Here is a 22,253-nt window from a genome sequence, read left to right as displayed (position 1 = left end):
ACAATGCGCACACGGCTGGCGGCATGTTTATTGGCTAAACTCCCATCGGAGGGGCATGCCGATACTTCTCTGACTCGAGTGACAGATTTTTGACGAATTCGTGTCGGTCTGCCCCAACCACGCCCCTCTCCACCCCGATGCTCGGGCAAACTCCCTCCTGTGGTCACCTCGAATTCCCCCACATGAAGGGGCGCTGCGAGGAATGTAAGCGCGAGGCAGGACGTTACCTTGCACCCCTCGCATGAAGGAGAGCGGCCGGAATGAACATTTTGATGCCGCATCTACAACCACAATCCCTCGCTATTTGCGCAAGCTGGTCGAACGAGAAAACGTTCTGGCACTGTCACCTAGCGTGAGCGGATTCAGCAGGAGCCTGAGCCCGTGCAGGCTCAGAACGCGGTAGAGGGATTTTTGGTGAGTCCGAGGACGGTGCCATGCGGCAGCATGCGGCCAGGTAATTGCGGTAGACAAAGGCGCGCAGCCGATGCCGCTTGATGGCGGAATGCTGCCGGATCAGGCCGAAGCACGACAGGAAGCCTGCCTGCGTTCGGACAAACGAAAACCGTGCATGCGCCGCTCTCACTCGCGCGATGGGTGATGGCTATTCTCGGCACGGTTGTTGATTCGCACGCTAACTCCGACGAACTGTGTCTCAGGCCTGCGAGTTCTCGGAGCCCGGCCTACGCTGCAGGATAGCTGCGCAACTGGGCCGTGACGATCATCGGGCGCGGCGCCTCAGGACAAGCCGCCAGCAAGCGCTTCAGCCAGCGAGGATTCACCGGCGAGAACGTCATATGCCCATTCTCGGTCAGCACGGCGTTTCCGACCACCTGCACCTCGCCCCCGTCGCGGTCGCGGTACAGGTGAAAGTGGATACTGCCCGCATGCGGCCCCCTGACGATGATGTGGTCCTCGTCGCGCCACAGCGCGTGCGAGATCCGACGCTGGAGAAACCATCGGAGAAGGATAACGTTTGCATATCGGTGCTTTCGCAGCAAAGCTACCAAGGCAAACGTCAATGTGCCTTCTCTCCGACTGGATGGCTTGCAATAGCCGGCGCATCCTGCCACCCGCCCCCGAGCGCGAGGAACAGGTTGATCTGGTCCATCGCTACCTGCGCATCTGATGCGGCCAGCGCGGCATCGGTATTGGCCAGGGTACGATCCGCGTCCAGGCTTTGCAGGTACGGCGAACGTCCCGCCTGCCACAGCAGCCGGTTCTGGCGGGCAGCCTCGTTGGCCTTGTCACGCGCCGCATGCAGGGATTGATTGCGCTCGAGCTCATGCGTGTAGGCTGACAGCGCACTCTGCGTTTCACGCAACGCCTTCAGCACCACCCCATCGAAGTGCGCGAGCGCGCCTTCGGCGCCAGCCTCCATGCCGTGGATGCGCGCGCGCGTACCGTTGGTCGGGATGGTCCACGATATCATCGGTCCCCAACCCCAGTGGGCGGTGGGCGCCTGCCCGAGGTGGTCGAGGATACCGGTGAAGCCTGCCGAAGCGCCGATACGGATCTGCGGATACAGGTCGGCCGTAGCCACGCCGATCTTCGCCGTCGCCGTGGCCAGTTCTCGTTCAGCCTGGCGGACATCGGGCCGGCGCTTGAGCAATGCGGCACCGTCGCCAACCGGCAACGGTTGCCGCAAGGTCGGCACGTGCTCGCACGCCACGCTACTGAGATCGAGCGCCGTAGGCGGCTTGCCGAGCATCACGGCAAGTCGGTATGCGGCGGCTTCCCGCTCAGCGCGATATCGCGGCAGCGCCGAGCGCAGCGTATCGGCCTGTGCCTGCGCACGAAGCAAGTCGGTGGGCTGGCCGCGGCCTGCATCCACGAGCTTCTGCGCCAGCTGGACGCCGCGCTCCTGCAGCTCAAGCTGGTGTTCAGCCACGTGCAATTCATGCGTGGCCGTGCAACCCTGCACATAAGCGCGGACCGTTTCCGCCACGACGCCCACGCGGGCTTGGTCCAACGCCGCGTGGCTGGCCTGCGCAGCGGCGAGCGCGGCTTCGTCGGCACGCGCAAGCTTGCCCCAGAAATCGAGCAGGTACGAGACCTCGAACCCGATGTCGCCGAAGTTCATCGCGGGAATCTTCTCTTCATGGAGCAGCGGCTCGCCGGCGATCTGCCCGCGTTGCACGCCGGCCTTGAACTTGGCTTCCGGCAAGTTTTCCGCTTCGACCTCGTGATAGACGGCGATGGCACGCTTCAGGTTGGCCGCAGCCACGCGTAGGTCGGTGTTGGCGACCAGCGCCTGTTTCACCATCGCGTCGATATGCGGATTGTCGTACAGACGCCACCAGTTATCTGGAACTTCGCCGATCGAGACCGCGGGATTGTCCGTGCCGGCGAAGGGGCCGTTGGCAGCCGAAGATTTTGCGACAGCGTCGTCGGGCACGTTGTGATCGGGGCCGACGGTCATGCAGGCAGCCAGCGCCAGCGGCAACATCGCCACCAGCGTGGCGCGGGAAAAGCGTTTCACTGCACTGCTCCGGTGATGGACATCCCCTTACCGGCCCGCGCGACCTTATCATGCGAGACATCCTTGCCAACCTCTGCCGCTGCGCTTGGCCGGTCGTGCGCCTTGTCGATGTCGCCCTTCACCGCCACCGTGGCAGTACGACCTGCCACAAGCCGCACGGCCTCGGGCATCTGGTCAAACTGGATCCGCACCGGAATGCGCTGGGCCAGACGGACCCAGTTGAACGTCGGGTTCACATTTGGCAGCAGGTTCGAACCATTGGTGCGGTCCCGGTCTTCAATGCCGGCCGCGATGCTCTGCACATGGCCGTGCAGCACGCGCTTCTCGCCCATGATTCGGATATCGACCGGGCTCCCGATATGGATGCCTTGTAGCTTGGTTTCCTCGAAATAGCCTTCTACGTGGAAGGACTTCGAATCAACCATTGACAGCACCGGCTTGCCAGTCACGACATAGTCGCCCAGCCGAGGCAGGCGGTCATTGACGTAGCCTTCGACCGGGCTTAGTACACGCGTGCGTGCCAGGTTCAGCCTTGCCACGTCAACGGCGGCTTCTGCCTGCGCAAGCTGAGCTTCGCCCTGCTGCACCTTGGCGTGGCCTTCTTCGACGATCTCCTTCGACACCACTTCAGAGAGCGTTTGGCTGCGCGTGGCCTCACGTCGTGCCTGTGCAAGATTGGCACGTACTGCCGCCGCAGTGGCCTCCGCCTGGCGCAGCGCCAGTGCATAGCGTTCGCGATCAATCTCGAACAGGACGTCGCCTGCCTTCACATGCTCGTTATCCTTGACCGAGATGCGAGTGACGAGCCCCGAAACATCTGGTGCCACCTGCACCACGTCGGCACGGATGTGCCCATCGCGGGTCCACGGCGCCACCGTGTAATAGTCCCAAACGTGCTTGACGATGACCACGCCCACGGCAGTGACGGCCAGTGTCAGCACGACTGGCCCAAGAGAGGAAAGTTTGAATTTCATGACTGCAGCCAAAGCACGACGCCAACCACCCCACCTAGGACGATTGCATAAAGTGCCAGATTGAAGAGGGAACGGTGCCACACGAGCCTGTAGAAGCCCACACGCACCAGTACCGCGCGCGCGGCGCTCGTGATGATGAAGGCGGCGAGCATCCAGACCAGCAGGCTGGGAATGAATACGCCATAGATGCTGATTTCACCAGGCATCAAGCTTCTCCGGAAACGGATTCCGGCAGCGCCGGAGGAAACAGGGCCACCTGCATTTCGACAAGCGCGGCCAGCGCGATGCGCGAGCGAACCTTCTGCTGCGCATTGGTCAGGCGCTTACGCAACGCCGGCGGTGGTGCGTCCAGCGTGCCGTCAAGGCGTGCGTTGTAGTAGGTGGAGATGCTGCGCAGCACACGCCTGACCGCATGCTGCTCATCTGGCTGCATGCCCGACATCTCCCGCTGCAGGGCCAGCGTAGTCAGTTCCACACGCACTTCGCTGAAGCCGTCGTTCGATACCTCGCTTTCACTTGCCGCCAGCCGTGGCACCAGCTGCGCGAGGCGGTCCAGCATGCGGGCGCGCAATTGGGTATGGGATCCGGCGCGCGTGCCCATTGCGTTTTCGGCGATATCGCCCCAGCCGGCACGCACAAGGCGGCGCGTGGCGGCGCGCGTACCGAAGGGGCGCACCACGAGCGTCCAGGCTAGCGCAAACGCGATGCCCGCGATGCCGGCCACGTTGCTGTTGAAGAACGACTGGAAGTTGGCACTGTAGGCACCCTGGATGCCGATATCGTTGGCCGTGACCACGGCCAGCGGCATGCCGATCATCGCCAGGCGCGGCTGGGCAACGAGTAGGCCGATGATCAGGTATGGCACCGCGAACATCAGCACGAGCATCTCGAAGTCATGCGCGATCGGCAGCGCCGCGAACAGCATCACGAGCGAGATCAACAGGCAAACCACGTTCCAGTTGAAGAACGATTTGATCATTGGCGCGGGCTCATCGAGCGCCGCGAAGAAGCAGCACGAGATCGCGCCGAGCGCCACCGCGCCCGCCCCATCGGCCCAGCCCATCTGGATCCACAACATGCCCATAGTGAAGATCGCAAGCGCCACCGTGACGGTTGAGAACAGCAGCATGCCGTGGTCATAGTGGCGTGCGCGGCCCACCTCCCAGCGCAGGAACTTGGGGGCCCATTTGCTGGCGAGGTGCTTCTCGCCCAGGCGACAGCACAGCGTCATGCAGTCATCCCAGAGCGCCGCCAACTGGTGCAGCCGGTCTTCGGCGGCCGCGATGAGCGCAGCATCACGGCCCGGTTCCAGCAGCGTCGGACTGTGAGCGAGGGGGGGCGCCTGGGCCGCGCCACTCTGGATCCAGTCCTTCACCGCGCGCATCTGCACGGCTAGCGGCGCCGGCACGCCACCGGCAACCCGCATCGATTCGACGATCGACGCCAGCGACGATAGCACCGGCAGCAGCATCGTCATCCGCCCGCGCAGTTCACGAGCGGCACGCACGTGCGCGGCGCTCTCGGCGTCGTAGCTCAACTGGCTAATCAACTGGTCCAACGCCAGGATGTCAGCGGCCAGGCGGTGTCTGCTGTGATGACGGGTCACCTGCGCACTGGGGCTTGGCGAGAGCATGTCGCTGGCCCACAGCGCGGCATCAGTCATCCACTGGCGAGATTTGTTGCGCAACACTTCGGCCACGCTGGCCGGCATGATTACCGCACCCACGACGCTTGCGCAAAGAATGCCGAGACAGATTTCTTCCGAACGCGCCACGGCCATGTCGAAGACGCCAACGGGATTGTCGACAGACGGCAACGCCACCAGCGGCAGGGTATAGGCTGCCAGCATGAACGCATAACTGCGCGGCGTACGGTGCAGCAAGGCTACGTAGAGCAGGCAGGCCACCCAGATCGCCAGGGCCGCCATCAGCAACGGCGGGGAATTGACCAGCGGCGGTACCATCGCCACGCCGGCCGCTGCGCCCAGCAGCGTGCCAAGCACGCGGTACAGAGCCTTCGAACGCGTGGCACCGGTGAGCGGATGCGCCACGATGTAAACGGAGCCCATCGCCCAGTACGGGCGCGGCAACCCAAGGTACATCGCAATCCACAACGCCAGCATCGCGGCGATGAAGGCCTTGAAGGAAAAAATCCAGTCTCGTGCGGATGGCCAACTGCCCATGTTAATCACAACCCCGATTCCCTGGTAATAAGGCGGCCACCGCCACTGCGTGCGATATACCTTGTTTGATCACCCCAGCCTCCCGCGGCCTGCCGCAATGGCTCTCGCGAGTGGTCGTTCTACGACGAAACGGATACCAACGCATCGATCTTCGACTCTTCAGCAAGGGAAACTCGTTGCATAGGCGGCAGGCGCTGTGTGGGAATGACACGCAGCGGGTCCTACACTTTGATGCCTTGGACAGCACAAGCGCCAATATGGACGCCGCTTGGCGAGTGAAGGGGTGGGACAAGGCTCAGGACACTGGTAATGACGGCGCAGTCTATCCGAGACTGAGCACGGGAAAAACTTCTTCCGGCCGACACACTGTTCCGTTGGCCAGACAATTCCCGCCGCCAGATTGTTCTCAAACCGCACTCCCCGGGGGGTTGACACCGGCCTTTTGGAATCGCATTTCGTCCCTCATTGTCCGTTGGCTCGGACAATTTATCTACGATTCAGAGTTCCATGCACGCGCACGAATCGTTAGTATCCGTCTCGGATACGGCATGTCAGCAAACGCCGTCCAATAAAGTAGCAAGTGGTCCCGCATCCGAGGAAACGCGGTCGTGTGGTACTTACCTGGATTGGAACCGTCAGCCCATATGGCCTGTGCGGTACTCCTTGTCGTATTGATTACCCGGCTCGGCGCGCCCATACCCGCAGCACCGTTACTGATACTCGGCGGTACGATCTGCGCCCTAGGGCAAGCGTCATACGTTGCTATCCTTGCCTCAGCGATTAGCGCCGCAATGCTTGCTGACTCCCCGTGGTTCATGATGGAAAGCACATACGGCAAACGTCTCGCAAACAGCCTGGTTCGCTTCTCCCTGTCACTCGACAACGCGGAACGGGTTCGGGCGATACGGTCCTCCGTTGCTCACCGTGGCGAAACTCATTCCAGGCCTGGGATGGATCGCCGCAAGATTGCTGGGTACGACGGAGGTCTGCTTGCGGTTGAGGTCTTTCCGGGAGATCTCCCTAGCCCTTTCAAGAACGTGTTCAAATGAGTATGGGTACCTCGCCATCACGTCAGGCGTCGTTGCCCGAACTGCTGGCAGCGACCGCTCATCTTAAGCGCGCCCTGCACAACCGACTGACTCTGCCATTGCGCGATGCGGATCTCACCGCGTCTCAGTGGCTTATGCTTTGTTATTTGCGTCGGCACGAATGCGACACGCTTACGGGTGTCGCGGAGCGCATCGGCCACGACACCGGTGCAATGTCACGGGTCGTGCATGCGCTGTGTCAGCGGGGCTTAGTCAAGGCGGAGCGACCGAGCACGGACCGGCGCAGTGTGAGGCTCTCGATCACGCCGACTGGCGCCACGCTTTGTGCCGCAATCGAACATACCATTGCGCCCAGCATCGACTCACCAACTGAACGCCAGCTAGCCCAACTCCTCCACATCCTCGCGGATTTGATGGCTTCGTGCACCAGCGCGCTTCGGATTGACGACAACTTCCCTAATGCAGCTGCGTGATCTTTTCAGTATGCAGCTTTTCCGCGCGGACGACGCTACGGTAATACGCGACCAAGGCATCCATCACCACCTGCCTGCCTAACCGTGCGTCGCTTGTCCCTGAATTCAACAGAACGGTCCGCGCCTAAACCGAGTTCGCGTGCCAGACGGCGCTCGAGCTGATGGGACCGGAAGAAGTCGTGCTGCAAGGCCCGGCGCTGCCCGGCAGCGAGGATTTCGCCTTCATGCTGGAGCGCTGCCCCGGCAGCTACCTGCTGATCGGCAATGGCGACGGCGATAGCACGGGCGCCTGCATGGTGCACAACCCCGGGTATGACTTCAACGACGACAACAGCGCCATCGGCGCAGCCTACTGGGCGCTGCTGGCGCAGCGCTTCCTCAAGGACTGAAAGGACTGAGCGCCGGCGGGGACCGGACTGCCCGGCCCCCGCCTAGCCGCCCCGCGAACGGGCTGCCTTCTCGCCCGGCGACGGCAGGCGATGGCGGATTACACGCTCAGGGTAGGCTCTCCCAATTGCACCATACCGCGGTTGAGATAGTCCTAATGACCGAGACTTCAATCGAGTCGACGGCACATGTAATGCGTCCTCGCACCAAAGCGTCGAAGGAACTCCTTCGACAACTGCATTTCCTGTGGCATGTCGTCCAAGGCGGTAAGAGTAAAACCGAAGCGGGTGAAGAACGTGGGATGGTCGGACGAGAGCACTGTAGCCCTGGTGCAGCCACTGGCACGGGCACGCATCAAGATGGCCCCGAGAAGATGGGTGGCTACCTGGTGGCCTCGGTATTCACTTAGAACCGCAACGGCCTGGATGATGACCATCTCGCCATACCTTTCGCCGCAGGCGCACCCGATCACCTTCTCACCTAGGACGCCCAGACTGTAGAGACGAGCCGAGGGGTCTACATCGCTGCCAGGCAAACCGCAGGAACGGAGCACCTGCGAGATGGCTTGGACGTCTGACGCCCCGGCCGCGCGGATTTTCATATCCTTTATCATTTTCTTTTTCTTGCCTCCCGACGCAACAAGCAGTGTGTCGCAAGAGTTCGAGGCATACCATCGGCTAACTGTATGAGTGGCACCCATTCAAACATGACGCCTGCCTTCCGTGCACCATGCCCAGCGCCAGGCGACATCGCGTGACTTAATTCTGATGTGAAAATTTTTAATTTCACCTAAGGCAGCCATGCGAAGCCCTGGGTCCAACACAAACATGGTTGAATGAGTGGCGGCTATCAGACCCCACCAACATCCCGCCTCGCGACTCGCTGCCCATCGTAAACCCTAGCGAGGGGCTGCTTGGCGCCAGGGAGACGGCGCGATATGCTAGCGACACGAGAAGCTACCGGCAGCGAAGCTTGCACCGGCGCTCAGCGTATTGACAACTTTCCTTGCATGCAAGTTTGCATGCTTTTGGCTTCGAGGATGAGATGGCAACAGGTATCGTGAAGTGGTTTAACAATGAGAAGGGCTACGGCTTCATTACGCCGGATGACGGTGGCAAAGACCTGTTCGCGCATCACTCGGAAATCCAAGGTACCGGGTTCAAGTCGCTCGAGGAAGGCGCGAAAGTAGAGTTCGAAGCCACGCAAGGCCAGAAAGGCCCACAAGCATCGAAGATTCGCAAGCTATAGGCCATCGCGGCCCAGTAGTACATATAAAGGCCCTTCGTCTCTGCGAAGGGCTATGTCGTTTCCGGCTCTCCTCTTCCGATGTTTGAAAGCGTCAGACTCACGCGCCAGCGCAGGGGTCGCCACTTCAACCCGCACCTGGGTGACGTTGCCTGAAAAGACATACCGGTACTCATGGCAGTGCTCGCTAGTACACACGCGCACGCGCCCTCCATATGGAAGCGGATCCCGCGCTGCGTGCTGGTCCGCAAACGGGGCCCGTTCGCCTGCGTCCCTCGTACCTGCCTCGTCCCGACACTGTGGTTCCCGCGGTTCAGGGCAGCAGGGCGTCCGTCACGGGCGCGCGAACTCGAATCAGCCGGGGCCCAGTTTGCCAAAGGCAAAGGCAAGAAGTGGAAGTGCCACGGCAGCTGAACAGAACAATGACGTCTCTCCGAAGGAGTCGATCAGCACCGCTGCCAACGCCATCCCAAGGGCCTGACCGAAGAACAGACTCGCCGCAAATAGTCCCACCGCGGTTCCCCTTGCCTGTGGCACCATCTGCGTTGCCTCGGTCTGCAGGGTGTTGTGAAGCATGTAAAAGCCAAGTCCGCCAACGAAGCATCCAAGCACGCTCCACTCCCAGCGCGACCCGCCAGCGACGATTGCGAATGCCGACCCAAGTAAAGCGCCACCGAGTCCTGCGAGACCGCCAAGAGAAAAGCGCCTGATCAATACGCTGGACAGGGTCACGTAAGCCAGGCCGCCCCCTCCGTACATCACCATCACAGCCCCTGACGCACCGATACCAATGCCGAAGCGCCTGTGCAGATAGGCCGGCACAAAGGCAAACCCCGCGAGGGTGAACAAGCCTTCTACCACCGTAACCAGCAGGATCAGCCGCGCCCATCGTTCACTGAGGACTGCCCTGATTTGCTGGCGCTTCTCGATCGGAACCGTATCGCCAATTCTTGCCATGCTCAACGGAATGATGCCTGCCGCGGCGGCGCCCGATAGGCCGCGCGCCAGCGCAAGGAACGTCATGGACGGAGCCATCGCCGCCATGACGTTAGCCATCGAGCAAGGCGCCAGTGCTGCCGATATGACACGGAGCCTTCCATAGCGGTCGCCCAGCGGCCCATATAAGAGTTGCAGGAAACCATAGGCCAGCACAAAGGCAGATATGGACTGTGCTGCTACGCCGACAGGTATGGCAAAGTCCGACGATAGCGCGGGAAGGAGGGCATCGCAGGCACGCATCGACGCCATGCTCAGAGCCGCGGCTATGCCGAGGGCGCCGCACGCGATAGCCTTTTTTTCACGAAGTCTGCCCGGCGACGCGGTCATTGGCGCGTCCTCCCTCATGCCCGGCTACGTTGACTGCGCATGTCAATACGTCACTCAGCAGCCCTGCTGACCCGATAGCCATGCTGCGGTTTCGCGATCATGAAGACTGCGCAGGCCGCGGCCAGCGCCGGCACCGCCAGCAAGCCAAATACATCGCCGAAGCTCCAGCCAAAACCCAGCAGCACGGCGCCAATGAATGAGCCGGTGACACCGCCGATCCGCCCGATTCCTTGCATCCATGCGACGCCGGTATTACGCGCCTCGGTCGGATAAAGGCTCGCGGCATAGGTGGACATTGACGTCGCCGCGCTGGTGACAAGGGTTCCGCACAGGAATAGCGATACCCCAAGGAATCCCGGATGGTCGACGCAGCGCCCGACTGCGACGACGAGAACGCCTGCCAGCAAGTACGCAAAGACGATAGTGCGATTGGCGTCGAAGCGATCCATCAGCCAGCCGGCAACCAGGTTGCCGAGCAGACCACCAAGGGGGAACAGCGAGGCCAGCAAGGCACCGTGCTCGATACTGAATCCTGCTTCGCGGAAGAGCGTCGGCATCCAGTTCGTCATCAGGTAGTAAATCACCAACCCCATGAAGCACGACAACCAAAGCAATAGCGTGCGGCGCCGATATCCTTCCGACAGGACGAGTGCCAGCGCAGAGGCTTTTCGCTTCGACCCGGGTAGCGCCATTGGTGCGACGAACGTGCAGTCATCCAGCCGCTGTTGCGGCGCAATGCGCTTCAGGATTCGTGCTATCTGCTTGCGGGTGCCGGAGCGCACCGCAAGGAACTGGGGCGACTCAGGAAGCAAGACAAAAAGCAGCACGGCAAGCGCCAGGGGCGCGATGCCGCCGGCCGTCAGGACGCTGCGCCAGCCGAAATGGGGAATCAACCACGCTGACGCCGCGCCGCCCGCCACTAGCCCGCCCGAGAATCCGCAGTACATGGCGTTCACGGTAAAGGCGCGAAGCCGCGCTGGCGCGTACTCCGACATCAGGGTAATGGTCGTCGGCATCGCTGCACCAAGTCCGAGACCCGTCAGAAAACGTAGCACCGTCAGTGCGGTGATGGTCTGCGCATGCGCTGCTACCAGCGTCCACGCGCCAAAGCACGTCACTGCCACCACCAGCACTGTCTTGCGGCCGATGCGATCTGCGACAGGGCCCGCGAAGATGGCGCCCAGGCTGAGGCCGACGAGTGCCGCACTCATGACCACACCCAATTCGCCGCGGGCGATGCCCCAGTCGTGGGCGAGGAATGGTGCGATGAAGCCGATCGCGGCGGTGTCATACCCATCGGCCGCTACGACCAGAAAACAGAAAATAAGGACCAGCCATTGACAGGGGGAAAAGCGTTCGGCGTCGATAAATGACTGCACATCGACGGTACGGGATACCTGCTTCATCGGTTGTCTCCTTGATAGTGGGCAAGCGCTGTTTGCGCTTGCATCCTTTATGCATGTCAGGCAGCCAGGTAACCGCCGTCTACGGGCAAGGTCACGCCAGTCACGTATGTCGACATCGACGACGCGAGGAACAGCACCGCCCCGACCAGCTCTTCCGGTTTGCCAACCCGGTTCATCGGAATGCGGGCCATGAATCGCTCCAGCTTCGCCGGGTCGGAGCGCGTCGATACGGTCATCGGTGTTTCGATGACGCCCGGCGCGATGGCATTGACGCGGATGCCGTCGCGCGCCAGATCGGCGGCAAGCGACTGGGTCAGCATTTTCACGGCACCCTTGGATGCGGAATAGCCGAGCGTGTTGGCCTGGCCCGAGAAGGACGCGATGGAGGCGACATTGACAATGGCGCCCCGGGTCCGACGCAGCGCGGGCAGCCAAGCGTGGCAGACATTGAAAGTGCCTTCATGGTTGACCTTCATGACCTGCTGCAAGTTATGTTGGGCATTGGGACTGTCGATGCCCTCGCGGATGAGGATGCCGGCGTTATTCACCAGCACATCGACGGGGCCGACGCTGGCTTCTACCTCCTCGGCAACGGCGTGGCATTGGCCGGCGTCGGTCACATCCAGCGAGCAGGACCGTGCCGCGTGGCCGCGGGCGGTGATCATGTCGGCCGTCTGTCTGGCGTTGGCCTCGTTCATGTCGGTGACGACAACAAGCGCGCCGGCTTCGGCCAGGCCAATGGCAATGGCGCGGCCATTGCCCTGCCCTGCGCCCGTAATAAACGCGACCTTCCCGGTCAGCAGATTGGGAATCATCATGGTGTGTTGCGAGAAAAGAGAAAGAGGCTGTCACGGCGACAGCGCGCGCAGCGCGGCCGCCTGACGACTAATCCGGTTCCGGCCGTCAGTCCATCGTTGCCAGTGCCTGTCGCGCCGGCGTCGCAATGCGCTGCGGATGCGAAACCGTTGTCTGGTCGGCGATGTGGTTGCCTGCCACGTAGCCGAAGGTCAGGCCCGGGCCGAGCGTAATTCCCGCCCCGCTGTATTCGCCGCCCATAATGCTGGCGGCGTCATTTCCGGCGGCATACAGGCCGGGGATCAGCATCCCGTGAGCGTTGATGACCTGGGCGTGCTCGTTAGTGCTGATCCCCATAAAGGAGCCCAGATCACCCGGCACGAGCTTGAGCGCATAGAACGGCCCCGTGCGCAGCGGCGCAACGCACGGGTTGGGGCTGTGCAGGGCATCGCCCTGGTAACGGTTGTAGGCCTTGCTGCCTCGCCCGAACTCGGGATCATTTCCGTGCTGCGCGGTCTCGTTGTACTGCCGAATGGTGTTCTCCAGCGTCAGCGGATCGATGCCGAGCTGCCGGGCCAGGTCGGCGACGGTCTTGCCCCGCTTCAGGTAGCCGTTGCGCAGGTGGTTGCCGAGTGGCATTGGGAAGGGCTTGACGAAGCCGAGGCCATATCGCCGCAGTGCTGCATGGTCGGAGATTAGCCAGCAGGCGGTCTCCGATTTCCCCTTCGACGCGGCGATCATCGCCTGCACGAGGTCGTGGTATGAATTGGCTTCGTTGGCAAACCGCCGCCCGTCCAGGCTGACGGCGATCACGCCCGGTTTGGCCCGGTCGATGAAGTGGGGCATGATGCCCGTCGAGCCGTCCTTGCGCGGCACCAGCGACATGGGCGTCCAGGCGGCGGCATTCGACAGGCTCTGGTCGAAGACACCGCCTACTGCCTCGGCCATGCGGACACCATCGCCCACGTTGGTTTGCGGCGTGGGCGAGTAGTGACCATGCCCGGCCTTTACATGCGGGTAGGTCTGCTTGCGGCGCTCGAGGTTGTGCGGGAATCCGCCGCTGGCCAGGACAACGCCATCGCGCGCCTTCACAGCGACCTTTTTGCCGTCGCGCTCTACCACCGCCCCCGTGATCCGATCACCATCCTGCAGTAGCTGGATGGCTGGGGAAGACAGCCAGACCGGAATCGACAGATCGGCTGCGGACTTTGCCAGACGCGCGGCCAGCGCGTTACCGTTGGTCAGCGTCATCCCGCGCCCATACTTGCGCACCTCGAGGAAATGTTTCGCCAGGCGTTTGGTGACATACCAGGCGGATGCCAGCGACCGCGTGACGCGCATGAAGTGGACGATCTCCTTGCCCGAGCCGATCGTGACGCCGAACACGGTCAGTTCCGGCAGTACCGGTCCCAGCGTCTTGAGCAGCGGGCCCAGCTCGCGTGCGTCGTAGGGCCGCGTCACCATCGAGCGCCCGCCTTGCGCGGCGCCGGGGGCCTCTGCGTGGTAGTCGGGGAAGGTCAGCGGCATGTCGAACTGGACCGCGGTGTTCGACATAAAGAACTCGATGGCTTTCGGCCCGTTCGCGAGGAAGGCGCGCACGCGCGCTTCGTCGAATCCCGCGCCGGCCTGGTTCCGAATATAGGTGAGCGCCTGGTCGGGCAACTCACGATGGCCATACGCCCTGGCCAGATGGGTGTTCGGAATCCATAGCCATCCGCCGGAGCGCGCGGTCGTCCCGCCGTAGTAGCTGGCCTTCTCGGCCACGATCACCTTCAAGCCACGGCTGGCAGCAGTAATGGCCGCCGACATGCCGGCGACGCCCGATCCAATGATCAGGACGTCACATTTTTCCTCGTACGTTGTAGACATCGACTTCTCCCTTCAAGAACTCCGGGGCCGAGCAAAGCCGCACAACCCCGCCAATGTCGCTAGATTATAACTAGCGCGCTTGAAATGAACTACACGTTAACCCTATGCAATTACATTAGATAATGTCTAGTGGTACACTAGCGGCATCAACCATCTCTTCGCAGGAACGTACGTGGATCACACCGAGCCGGTGCCTGAGCGCGAGCGCCGTGGCATACAGTCGATTGAAGTCGGGGGGGAAATTCTCAAGGTGCTGGCATCCGAGGCCAGACCGATGGCGCTTCGCGACCTGGTGAAGGCGGCCAATATGCCGTCAGGGAAAATCCACCCTTACCTGGTCAGCTTTGGAAAGATTGGCCTGGTCGCCCAAGACCCGGTCACGGGCCACTACCTGCTTGGGCCCATGGCTATCCAGTTGGGACTGACAAGCCTGCAGACGCTAAACCCGATCCGCGAGGCCACGCCGTTTGCGGAATCGCTGTCTGAAGAGACCTCGCACGCCGTCGCGCTCGCCGTATGGGGAAATCTGGGGCCGGTCATCGTGCGCCTGATCGATGCGACATATCCAATCCACACGAACATCCGCACCGGGACAGTCATGTCGCTCGCCAATACGGCGACGGGCCGGGTCTTCTCGGCGTTCCTGTCGCCCAAGTTCACCGAGAAGCTGCTGTTGGACGATCGCATACGCCTCGGCCCCGACATCGCGCATCCGCTCGACGCAAAGGTAGTGGAGGGCATGATCGAGGAAACGCGCAGGCGCGGGATGTCTCGAAGCGTCAACCATCCCACGCCTGGTATCGTCGCTTTCTCAGCGCCAGTGTTCGATTATTCCGGCAATATCGCCTTGGCCATCACGATCATGGGGCCAACTGGTACCGTCGACTCAGATTGGGACGGCCCGGTTGCCCGAGCCCTGCATGGATGTGCAGAGGCCGTTTCGAAGCGCCTGGGCTACCGACACTCCCTCTGACTTCCCAGCGGCTCAGGCTTGGCCCAGCAGGCTCTTGGGCACCGACCCAACTGCTGCCAAGCGCAAGCCGCCCGCTGCCTGGTCATTTTTCGATCGCTGGCACCTCCCATTGCCATGACCCCAAAATCAGCTATGAAGTCGTTCGCGTCTGCCGGCGCGCTCGGTGGAGCAAGCCCCTATTCAGCGATATCTACCAGTTTCAGTCCCTCGGCTTCGCCCTGCTGAACCAGCAAGCCAGGTAGTCGTATTAACAAAGTCTCTTTATCGCGGCGGACAACGTTTGACGCGTTGTCCAATAATCCGCCCAAGGGTCTGCGCGCTGAAAGCTGAGGTATTCACGCGCGTCTCTGATGGTCCAGTGAGCACCGCTCTTCAGCTTCGAAAGGTCGCCCCAGGAAACCGGCATCGAACTGGACGCCGCTGAGTCCGATGGCAAGCCAGCAGCCTTTGGCGGGACCGGGCGCTCAAGCCGTCAGACCTGGAGCCAGACAACGCAGCGAAATCCGACTGGAACCTACAGTGAGGCCCACAGCCTGCGCTTGGAATGCGAGCGCGGGCACGTGGAAGGTGAACGGAGGATGACTGAGGCGCTATATTCTAGCGCCACCACAGGATGGGCAGCCTCTGGTTTGGGACTTCTCTCACGACGGTACCATCACTCCGGCTTGGGCGCGTCCAGGCTCATGGCCTGGGTCGCCAAGGACCGCGGCTTCGAGGCAGGAACACCAGCCAGAGTCCCAGAAAATCGCCAATGGCGTCCAGCCAGGTCAGATGTTCGATCAGCAGACTCACGTGCTTGCGCGAGGGCCGCAGCGCGTGGCGCTTGTGATAAGCGGTCTGGCGGCACGCGAACTCTCGGGTCAGCAGCCGGTCGAGCCGGTGCTGCTCCTCCTTGGACAGGCGTCGTGCGAAGCGGCGAAACAGAGCCGTTTGCGTGCGAGCGTGGACCTGCTCAGCCAAACCTCGTACCGGGATCCAGGTGGCGCTGAGGCGCACCAGTTCCGTCACGCTGGCAGGAATAGTGTCGAGGCTCGGGAAGTGGTGTAGTTGCTGGCAGTAGTTGGCCCGCGAGCACCGCTTCGGCCCGCTCGGTCCGGCACAGCGCGGCTCATACAGCTTTCAGGTCGCTGGCTGGCCTGCGCCTCCAGCCGCTCGATGGTGACACGCGTGCGCCCACGCAGTTCCAGCCAGAACCCCTGCAGCACCTCGGCGGGCGTGCCCATGCCCATGCTGCACTTGCTCACCAGGCTTTAGAGCGTGTTGGCGGTGGAGGGTAATGCCGTAGCCGCCTGTGCAGTTCGGTCAGGTCGAGGGTCGGCCGGAAGTCGAAAAAAATCCGCCACGTCATCAGCAACCCAATCGACGGCATTTCCCATTGTCCGAGGATTGGAGCATAATATTCTTCAAATTCCCATTGGATAGGAATGAAATTACAATTCCTGGCGATATGAAACCACAGTTCGCATGCCTGTGCTCCAGCCCGTCCATATCATGGATATCTCTGTCAAGAACAAGGCCAAGGAACCCGCCATGCCGACCGGATCGCCACTGACTCCCGCACGTTCCGCAGTTGCACCTCATCTCTCCCTGCCCGCCGCGCCGCTCGACCTGCTGGCGCTCAACATCGAGGCCACCTTCGCCCACAGCGCGCGTCTGGTGGCCAGCCACATCGCGGCGCATCTGCCCGACACCGACACGCTGCTTGCCACGTTGCCCCCGGGCGCGCTGCTCGGCAAGCCAGACACCTATGCCCGCCACCTCGTCCATGTCGATCCGCTGGAGCGCCTCTCGGCTATGGTACTGGTCTGGCGACCGGGCCAGTCGAGTCCAGTTCACGGCCACCGGACTTGGTGCGCCTACCGGGTGCTGCGTGGGACGCTGCGCGAGCGGCACTACCAATGGGACCCCGCCAGCCAGCGAGCGCAATTAACCAACACAGTCGCGCGCGTAACCGGCAGCACCTTCAGCGTGCCTCAAGGCCTGCAGCATATCCACGCGCTAGATAATGCCAGCGACGACATCGCGCTGTCCTTGCACCTCTATGGCGTGCATCGCGACCACATTGCCACCGGCGTAAACCTCGTGGTACAGACAGCAGGTGCCTAGCGTGAACCGGGGCGTAGCTCCACCGCGTGCGGGTAACCGCTCGATCCTGACACAACCAGCCAACGCATATGGACCGCTACGACAAACAAATCCTTGCCATCCTGCAGGAAGACGCCACCGTCCCTGTGGCGGAAATCGGGGACCGCGTTGGCCTGACCTCGACGCCTTGCTGGCGCCGCATCCAGAAACTGGAAGAGGCCGGCGTGATCCGCAAGCGCGTTGCGTTGCTGGACGCGGACAAGCTGAATGCCGGCGTCACGGTCTTTGTCTCAGTGCGCACCAGCCAGCACAACCTGAAATGGCTCAAGCAGTTCCATGGGCTAGTGGCGTCGATCCCGGAGGTGACCGAGTTTTACCGCATGGCAGGCGACACCGACTACCTGCTGCGCGTGGTAGTGCCGGATATCGCCGCCTACGATCGCGTCTACAAGAAGCTGATCCAAGGGACGGAGCTGGCCGACGTTAGCTCCAGCTTTGCAATGGAACAGATCAAGTACACCACCGCGCTACCGTTGGACTATGCGTAGGCAGGTGCCCGTCATCCAGGACCGGCGCCTGCAGCCAGCTGTTATTCATCCACGCCAAAGTGTCTCGGTGTGGTGGAATCCCCGCTTCCACGGCAGCAATTTATGGCAAGAAGAGCAAAGCATCCTGTTCGTCAGAATTGCCAGCTAATTTGTCGCTGTATGAGGGCGAACGTATTTCCCTTCGGCGGCGATACCCAACCCTACGAACCTCTTGTTGATGGTAGAAGCGGTAGTCTGATTGCGTGCCACGCTCCGGTACCCACATGACCCGGCTTGTCCGGATTTGATGATTTTTTTCGAGCACTCCGTCGCCACGAACGACCCCAATCGCAACTGCCGGACTTGATCCGCCATCCGGCCGGAATCAATGTACCTCAGATGCACTGAACCGCCGCCTGTAGTATCCGGGGCTGGTTCCAAGTCGGGTCCGGAAATGATTGCGCAACGTGGCTGCAGCGCCGAACCCGACTTGCACCGCGATTTCATCCAATCCGGTGCTCTATCGGAAGACGATCAAGTTCGACGCGGTCAAGGATTTCACGGCTGTGAGCATGCTGGCGCAAGGGGCTCATATCTTCAGCGTGAATCCGCAAGTGCCCGCGACGTCTGCGCGGGAACTGGCCAGCGCGGTGAAAGCGAATCCCAAACAGTACAACTTTGCCACGAGCGGCAACGGTTCGGCCGGTCACTTAGCCGGAAACATCGAACGCCGCTATGCTGCCGGACTTATCTATACCAGCGGCCCCTTCACCGCAATGGCCGGCTATCGCTTCCTGCAAAACGGACTTGGCAATCCCGCAAGCCGCTCCAATCTCTATTGGTTGGGCGGTGCCTACGCGATTAAGCCCGCGCTGACGCTACGCGCAGGAATATACCGTACGGATGTGCGCGCCTCGGATGACGATGCCATGAGTTACACGCTGCAGCTTGCGTACAACCTGTCGAAACGCACGGAGGTCTACCTCAACGCCTCCTACATGGACAACAAGGGGCGCTCAACGCTAGGCGTGGCAAGTGCGACCAGAACTGCGCAAGGTGTTGGACAGACTGGTGCCGCAGCCGGAATCAAGCACATTTTCTAGGTACCGAGGCACGGCGGGCGATCTGCGCATCGCCGCCGTGCCTGGACGGCAGCAGAACTCGGCCCAGTCCGTGTCAATCGCGATGCCTTGCCCGAGGCGACGCAATTGAAAGCCCTCATTCCCTACCCGCGAGCGCGAGCGGCGCATGCGCGGATTTCGCGACCGAAAACGCACACAGGCTTTTCTCTCGTGCTTCGGCCCGATCCGGCAGCACTTCGCGTGGAAGCGGCATCTGCTACGTGCCTCTCTCTATCGGAAACACCTCGCTGCGAGATTCACTGCCTGGCGCGAAATCGCCGAAGTCACCCAAAATCCGTCAACTGCTTTCTGAGCAGTGGTCCGGCTTGCCACTACTCCGTCTCGCTCTCAGCAAGTTGACAGCGCCCTTGCGCGCCAGGGCACCGGGCGTACGTCTGCGTGTCGTCGAGGGCTTCAGCGGCGAACTCTACGAGCAGCTCGAATCGGGGCATCTCGATATGGCGGTGATCAACCGCTACGGCCACGCCGCGGTGCCCGCGCCGGCCAGTTTGATGAAGCCGCGGCGCGATGCCACGGGTCCGGGATTATGCTTGTCGGTGCTCATGAAGGTCTCCGGATTTTCCTGTAGAGATTGGCTTGTGTCCGCTGCGCGCGTTCACCAGTAGTGCCAGGCCTGCAGGAAGAGACGCCGTTGGTCACGCCGGTATTGCGGCCCGAAATGCCGTGCGAATACTGGATCGAGAACCGGTCGTAGGTCTTCTGCTTGACGAAGGGCAAGGTGCCGGGCTTGAGCTGGAACAGCACGCCCGCGCCGATGGTCATCTCGCGGTTGGCGGAGTTGGGGATCGCCAGGCCGGCGGTGTAGTCGGTGGCGCCGCCGGCGCGCTGGTAGTCCATCGAAAGGAAGGAAATGGCGAAGGGACTGTCCGGCGGCGAGATCCTGTAGCCGAGGCGCAGGTTTACGTCGAAGGTATCGCCGCCGTCGATGTCGTTGGCGCCGCTGCGCTGGGTGCGCCCCGCGCAGGATGCCGCCCACCAGCAGGTCGACGTTGACGTGGCCGAACCAGTCGTCATAGAAGACCGAGGGCCAGAACGACCAGGTGTTGGTGGTCACGCTGCTTTGCCCGACGGGCACCTGCACATAGGCCTGCATACCAAGCGTGGTGGTCGGCGTCGGGTTCTACCAGGCCAGCAGCCCGAGCAGCGGATCACCGACGCCGCTGGCGAAGAACTGGCTGCCCTGGACGCGCACCAGCGGCACGGTCAGGCTGGCGTTGAAGCCCATGTTCGGCAGGCCGTCGATCTTCCAGTAGCGCAGCAGCGACGAAAGCCCGACGAAGGTATCGGTCCGGGCGCGCACCTCCCTCTGTTTGCCAATGCTGGCATCTTTTATCTCCGTCCTGTCTTGTTATCGATCCGGGCTGGAGCTTTGGTCGGCGGCGGGGTGGCGTCTTGCAGATTTCGCCGGATTACAGATTCCTGCGGGACACGACCTATTGCGAATACCGCATTCGGGCTTTTCGAATAACGGCGGGGCATTTGCTGTATTGACTTCAGTCTGTCATTGGGCTGCAATTTCGCTCATACCACAGGGCTGCACAAGACAGCCGCGAGACAGGAGACGCCGAATGAACACAACTGCGCGGCCACGGACACTGGGGGGAGGAGGATTCGACCAGTTCGTTGCCACCACCGACCCCTCGGGCCTGGGCCGCCACATCGCTTCAGACCTGCCCTACTCGCTCGATCACACCTGCAGCACCGACGTGATCTGCCTGCTGCTCGGCAGCACCACGGCGACCAGTTGCTCCGATGATGGGCGGTCCCGGCCGGTCGTCTTCCATGGCGAGACCCCTCGCCTATCATCCGCCCGGTACGCGCCTGCGCATCGAGGCCACCGACGTGCGCCACGGCTTCATCGCCTTCAGCTATCCGACGGCTTCCACGACAGCATCGACGACGGCGGCCTGCGCCAGCCGCGCCGGCAACCGCGAGAACCTCAGCCCGGAGGGGGCGGGCGCCATCTCGTGCAGTACGCCAGACGGCGCCTGGTGGATGGCATCCGTCTGGACCGCAACGAGATCCGCTCGCTGGCGACGCTGGCCTACCTGGAGGTGGCCCGGCACTTGGAATCGTCGCGCCCCGAGCGCGGCTACCGGCTGTCGGAAGAGGAATTCCGGCGCGTCGACGAATACGTGTCGCAGAACATCGGCGAGGCCATCACCTGTGCCGATGTGGCAGCCGCAGTGCAGTTGCCGGTGCGCGTAGTATTCAATGGCATTAAGGCGCGGACCGGCCAGCAGTACCCAAGCGTCGGAAAGAGGATTGTGGCTTATAGCTAAGGCCATCCACGGAGAGCACGCGGAGACGATAAGGCTCCAACGCTCAATTGTCTTGATCACATCGTAGCTGCCATATTCCCGCACCATCATGCCCTCGCGCATTGAAAACAGGACCCTGGCGCCATGAAAATGCCCCGAACCACACTGGAGCAATGGCGAGTCGTGCAAGCCATCGTCGAGCATGGCGGGTATGCCCAGGCAGCCGAAGCGCTACACCGCAGCCAGTCATCGGTCAGTTACATGGTGGCGCGGCTACAAGAGCAATTGGGCATCGAGCTGTTTTCGACCGAAGGCCGCAAGGCGCGGCTGACCGAGAACGGCGCAGCATTGCTGGCTCGGGCGTGCGAGCTGCTGGGCGATGCCTATCGGATCGAGCAGCTTGCACACAGCCTGCAACAAGGCTGGGAAGCCGAAGTCCGGCTAGCGGTGGATGCCGCGCTGCCCGCCACGGTGCTGATTTCAGCATTGCGGGAATTCGCCGCGCTTGCGCCCCAGACGCGCGTGCAGCTCAGGGAGGTGGTGCTGTCCGGCGCCGATGAAGCGCTGCTGACGCGGCAGGTTGATGTGGCAGTAGGCACCCGCATACCGACCGGCCACTTCGGCGTGCGGCTGCTGGACATCCCGTTTATCGCGGTTGCACATCCCGACCACCGACTCCACCGGCTGGGGCGCGACCTGACCGCCGAGGACCTGAGCCGCGAGATGCAAGTCGTGCTGCGCGACTCGGGCCGTGCCAACCCGCGCGACGACGGCTGGCTGGGCGCCACGATGCGCTGGACAGTCAGCAATATGGAGACTGTGCAGTTGCTCGTTGCCGGCGGGTTGGGCTTCGCATGGCTGCCCGCGCATATGGTGGCCGGGCCGCTGCGCGAAGGCAGGCTGCAACGGCTGCCGCTGCGCGAGGGGCGCATCCGTCACGTGACGCTGTTCCTGATTCTCAGTCAGCCCGACCTGGCTGGCCCCGCCACGCGCCGGCTGGCGGACGAGCTGATTAAGGCCACTTCGGGCTTTCCAAGAGGCGCCGACGCCGCCGGGGCCATCATCGGCTGATCCGATCAG

The 22,253-nt window shown here is 62.3% G+C and carries 20 protein-coding genes and 5 pseudogenes; 10 read left to right on the top strand and 15 right to left on the bottom strand.

Going from position 1 to position 22,253, the window contains the following annotated elements:
• Positions 1 to 343: 343 nt before the first annotated feature.
• The 6 genes and pseudogenes from K307_RS51135 to K307_RS22640 form a co-directional block, all read right to left on the bottom strand.
• A pseudogene (locus tag K307_RS51135) lies at positions 344 to 770 on the bottom strand (DDE-type integrase/transposase/recombinase); the annotation flags it as partial.
• Positions 762 to 941, bottom strand: a pseudogene (locus K307_RS46420) (hypothetical protein); the annotation flags it as partial. The pseudogenes K307_RS51135 and K307_RS46420, both read right to left, overlap by 9 nt.
• A 74-nt stretch (positions 942 to 1,015) precedes the next feature.
• Positions 1,016 to 2,479, bottom strand: coding sequence for an efflux transporter outer membrane subunit (locus K307_RS22655; protein ID WP_042882975.1), 1,464 nt, complete (start codon positions 2,477 to 2,479; stop codon positions 1,016 to 1,018).
• Positions 2,476 to 3,453, bottom strand: coding sequence for an HlyD family secretion protein (locus tag K307_RS22650; protein WP_042882974.1), 978 nt, complete (start codon positions 3,451 to 3,453; stop codon positions 2,476 to 2,478). The genes K307_RS22655 and K307_RS22650 overlap by 4 nt, the downstream gene beginning before the upstream one ends.
• Positions 3,450 to 3,659, bottom strand: coding sequence for a DUF1656 domain-containing protein (locus tag K307_RS22645; protein WP_042882973.1), 210 nt, complete (start codon positions 3,657 to 3,659; stop codon positions 3,450 to 3,452). Before K307_RS22645 ends, K307_RS22650 begins: the two co-directional genes overlap by 4 nt.
• Positions 3,659 to 5,635, bottom strand: a complete 1,977-nt coding sequence (locus K307_RS22640) for an FUSC family protein (protein WP_042882972.1) — start codon at positions 5,633 to 5,635, stop codon at positions 3,659 to 3,661. The genes K307_RS22645 and K307_RS22640 overlap by 1 nt, the downstream gene beginning before the upstream one ends.
• 1,045 nt (positions 5,636 to 6,680) lie before the next feature.
• Here K307_RS22640 and K307_RS44530 point away from each other — a divergent pair.
• A complete protein-coding gene (locus K307_RS44530) occupies positions 6,681 to 7,157 on the top strand; it encodes a MarR family winged helix-turn-helix transcriptional regulator (protein WP_080745168.1) in 477 nt (158 codons plus the stop codon).
• Between the two features lie 128 nt (positions 7,158 to 7,285).
• Positions 7,286 to 7,546, top strand: a pseudogene (locus tag K307_RS22625) (M20/M25/M40 family metallo-hydrolase); the annotation flags it as partial.
• 167 nt (positions 7,547 to 7,713) lie between these two features.
• Here K307_RS22625 and K307_RS22620 read toward each other — a convergent pair.
• On the bottom strand, positions 7,714 to 8,145 hold the full coding sequence (locus tag K307_RS22620; protein ID WP_230626005.1) for a GNAT family N-acetyltransferase: 432 nt from the start codon (positions 8,143 to 8,145) through the stop codon (positions 7,714 to 7,716).
• A gap of 443 nt (positions 8,146 to 8,588) precedes the next feature.
• On the opposite strand from K307_RS22620, the gene K307_RS22615 reads away from it, so the two are divergent.
• A complete protein-coding gene (locus K307_RS22615) occupies positions 8,589 to 8,792 on the top strand; it encodes a cold-shock protein (protein WP_022540476.1) in 204 nt (67 codons plus the stop codon).
• Positions 8,793 to 9,143: 351 nt separating this feature from the next.
• On the opposite strand, the gene K307_RS22610 is transcribed toward K307_RS22615, so the two are convergent.
• The 4 genes from K307_RS22610 to K307_RS22595 all read right to left on the bottom strand — a co-directional run bounded on the left by K307_RS22610 (position 9,144) and on the right by K307_RS22595 (position 14,185).
• Positions 9,144 to 10,115 (bottom strand): MFS transporter, encoded by a 972-nt coding sequence (locus K307_RS22610; RefSeq protein WP_063771717.1) that lies wholly within the window; start codon positions 10,113 to 10,115, stop codon positions 9,144 to 9,146.
• A gap of 50 nt (positions 10,116 to 10,165) precedes the next feature.
• A complete protein-coding gene (locus K307_RS22605) occupies positions 10,166 to 11,521 on the bottom strand; it encodes an MFS transporter (protein WP_042882967.1) in 1,356 nt (451 codons plus the stop codon).
• 56 nt (positions 11,522 to 11,577) lie between these two features.
• Positions 11,578 to 12,336, bottom strand: a complete 759-nt coding sequence (locus K307_RS22600) for an SDR family NAD(P)-dependent oxidoreductase (protein ID WP_155301269.1) — start codon at positions 12,334 to 12,336, stop codon at positions 11,578 to 11,580.
• An 88-nt stretch (positions 12,337 to 12,424) separates the two neighbouring features.
• Positions 12,425 to 14,185, bottom strand: coding sequence for an FAD-dependent oxidoreductase (locus tag K307_RS22595; RefSeq protein ID WP_042882965.1), 1,761 nt, complete (start codon positions 14,183 to 14,185; stop codon positions 12,425 to 12,427).
• 172 nt (positions 14,186 to 14,357) lie between these two features.
• Here K307_RS22595 and K307_RS22590 point away from each other — a divergent pair, with 172 nt between their 5' ends.
• On the top strand, positions 14,358 to 15,158 hold the full coding sequence (locus K307_RS22590; RefSeq protein WP_042882963.1) for an IclR family transcriptional regulator: 801 nt from the start codon (positions 14,358 to 14,360) through the stop codon (positions 15,156 to 15,158).
• Positions 15,159 to 15,828: 670 nt separating this feature from the next.
• On the opposite strand, the pseudogene K307_RS46410 reads toward K307_RS22590, so the two are convergent.
• Positions 15,829 to 16,112, bottom strand: a pseudogene (locus K307_RS46410) (hypothetical protein); the annotation flags it as partial.
• Positions 16,113 to 16,688: 576 nt separating this feature from the next.
• Between K307_RS46410 and K307_RS22580 the strand changes: the two are divergent.
• The 4 genes and pseudogenes from K307_RS22580 to K307_RS46400 all read left to right on the top strand — a co-directional run.
• A complete protein-coding gene (locus tag K307_RS22580; RefSeq protein WP_042883339.1) occupies positions 16,689 to 17,264 on the top strand; it encodes a cysteine dioxygenase family protein in 576 nt (191 codons plus the stop codon).
• Between the two features lie 68 nt (positions 17,265 to 17,332).
• Positions 17,333 to 17,791, top strand: coding sequence for an Lrp/AsnC family transcriptional regulator (locus K307_RS22575; RefSeq protein WP_042882959.1), 459 nt, complete (start codon positions 17,333 to 17,335; stop codon positions 17,789 to 17,791).
• 446 nt (positions 17,792 to 18,237) lie between these two features.
• Entirely contained in the window at positions 18,238 to 18,873 is a 636-nt protein-coding gene (locus tag K307_RS44525) for a porin (protein WP_329955922.1), read from the top strand.
• 121 nt (positions 18,874 to 18,994) lie between these two features.
• Positions 18,995 to 19,204: pseudogene (locus K307_RS46400) on the top strand (IS6 family transposase); the annotation flags it as partial.
• Between the two features lie 162 nt (positions 19,205 to 19,366).
• Here the strand turns inward: K307_RS46400 and K307_RS47960 are convergent.
• From K307_RS47960 to K307_RS44515, 3 genes are all read right to left on the bottom strand, one after another.
• The gene (locus K307_RS47960) at positions 19,367 to 19,456 is read right to left on the bottom strand and encodes a twin-arginine translocation signal domain-containing protein (protein WP_155301258.1); all 90 of its coding nucleotides are present in this window, start codon (positions 19,454 to 19,456) and stop codon (positions 19,367 to 19,369) included.
• Positions 19,453 to 19,926, bottom strand: coding sequence for a hypothetical protein (locus tag K307_RS44520; protein ID WP_051975109.1), 474 nt, complete (start codon positions 19,924 to 19,926; stop codon positions 19,453 to 19,455). Before K307_RS44520 ends, K307_RS47960 begins: the two co-directional genes overlap by 4 nt.
• A gap of 106 nt (positions 19,927 to 20,032) precedes the next feature.
• Positions 20,033 to 20,212 carry a hypothetical protein gene (locus K307_RS44515; protein WP_051975108.1) on the bottom strand — a complete coding sequence of 60 codons (180 nt, stop codon included), beginning with the start codon at positions 20,210 to 20,212 and terminating at the stop codon, positions 20,033 to 20,035.
• Positions 20,213 to 20,480: 268 nt separating this feature from the next.
• On the opposite strand from K307_RS44515, the gene K307_RS47955 reads away from it, so the two are divergent.
• Together K307_RS47955 and K307_RS22555 are read left to right on the top strand one after the other, a co-directional pair.
• A complete protein-coding gene (locus K307_RS47955) occupies positions 20,481 to 21,194 on the top strand; it encodes a hypothetical protein (protein WP_155301257.1) in 714 nt (237 codons plus the stop codon).
• A gap of 123 nt (positions 21,195 to 21,317) precedes the next feature.
• The gene (locus K307_RS22555) at positions 21,318 to 22,244 is read left to right on the top strand and encodes a LysR family transcriptional regulator (protein WP_051975106.1); all 927 of its coding nucleotides are present in this window, start codon (positions 21,318 to 21,320) and stop codon (positions 22,242 to 22,244) included.
• Positions 22,245 to 22,253: the final 9 nt, after the last annotated feature.

It is taken from the genome of Cupriavidus necator A5-1 (genome assembly GCF_000744095.1).
Classification (GTDB): Bacteria; Pseudomonadota; Gammaproteobacteria; order Burkholderiales; family Burkholderiaceae; genus Cupriavidus; species Cupriavidus necator_A.
Note: the sequence above shows the minus strand (reverse complement) of the source record. Positions and strands in the feature narration are given on the sequence as shown.

Coding starts and splice junctions, on each gene's coding strand:
- K307_RS47955 (WP_155301257.1), top strand. CDS start 20,481: ATGAACACAACTGCGCGGCCACGGACACTGGGGGGAGGAGGATTCGAC.
- K307_RS22605 (WP_042882967.1), bottom strand. CDS start 11,521: ATGAAGCAGGTATCCCGTACCGTCGATGTGCAGTCATTTATCGACGCC.
- K307_RS22595 (WP_042882965.1), bottom strand. CDS start 14,185: ATGTCTACAACGTACGAGGAAAAATGTGACGTCCTGATCATTGGATCG.
- K307_RS22640 (WP_042882972.1), bottom strand. CDS start 5,635: ATGGGCAGTTGGCCATCCGCACGAGACTGGATTTTTTCCTTCAAGGCC.
- K307_RS22650 (WP_042882974.1), bottom strand. CDS start 3,453: ATGAAATTCAAACTTTCCTCTCTTGGGCCAGTCGTGCTGACACTGGCC.
- K307_RS22620 (WP_230626005.1), bottom strand. CDS start 8,145: ATGAAAATCCGCGCGGCCGGGGCGTCAGACGTCCAAGCCATCTCGCAG.
- K307_RS22555 (WP_051975106.1), top strand. CDS start 21,318: ATGAAAATGCCCCGAACCACACTGGAGCAATGGCGAGTCGTGCAAGCC.
- K307_RS44520 (WP_051975109.1), bottom strand. CDS start 19,926: ATGACGACTGGTTCGGCCACGTCAACGTCGACCTGCTGGTGGGCGGCA.
- K307_RS22610 (WP_063771717.1), bottom strand. CDS start 10,115: ATGACCGCGTCGCCGGGCAGACTTCGTGAAAAAAAGGCTATCGCGTGC.
- K307_RS47960 (WP_155301258.1), bottom strand. CDS start 19,456: ATGAGCACCGACAAGCATAATCCCGGACCCGTGGCATCGCGCCGCGGC.
- K307_RS22575 (WP_042882959.1), top strand. CDS start 17,333: ATGGACCGCTACGACAAACAAATCCTTGCCATCCTGCAGGAAGACGCC.
- K307_RS22600 (WP_155301269.1), bottom strand. CDS start 12,336: ATGATTCCCAATCTGCTGACCGGGAAGGTCGCGTTTATTACGGGCGCA.
- K307_RS44530 (WP_080745168.1), top strand. CDS start 6,681: ATGAGTATGGGTACCTCGCCATCACGTCAGGCGTCGTTGCCCGAACTG.
- K307_RS22580 (WP_042883339.1), top strand. CDS start 16,689: ATGCCGACCGGATCGCCACTGACTCCCGCACGTTCCGCAGTTGCACCT.
- K307_RS22615 (WP_022540476.1), top strand. CDS start 8,589: ATGGCAACAGGTATCGTGAAGTGGTTTAACAATGAGAAGGGCTACGGC.
- K307_RS22645 (WP_042882973.1), bottom strand. CDS start 3,659: ATGCCTGGTGAAATCAGCATCTATGGCGTATTCATTCCCAGCCTGCTG.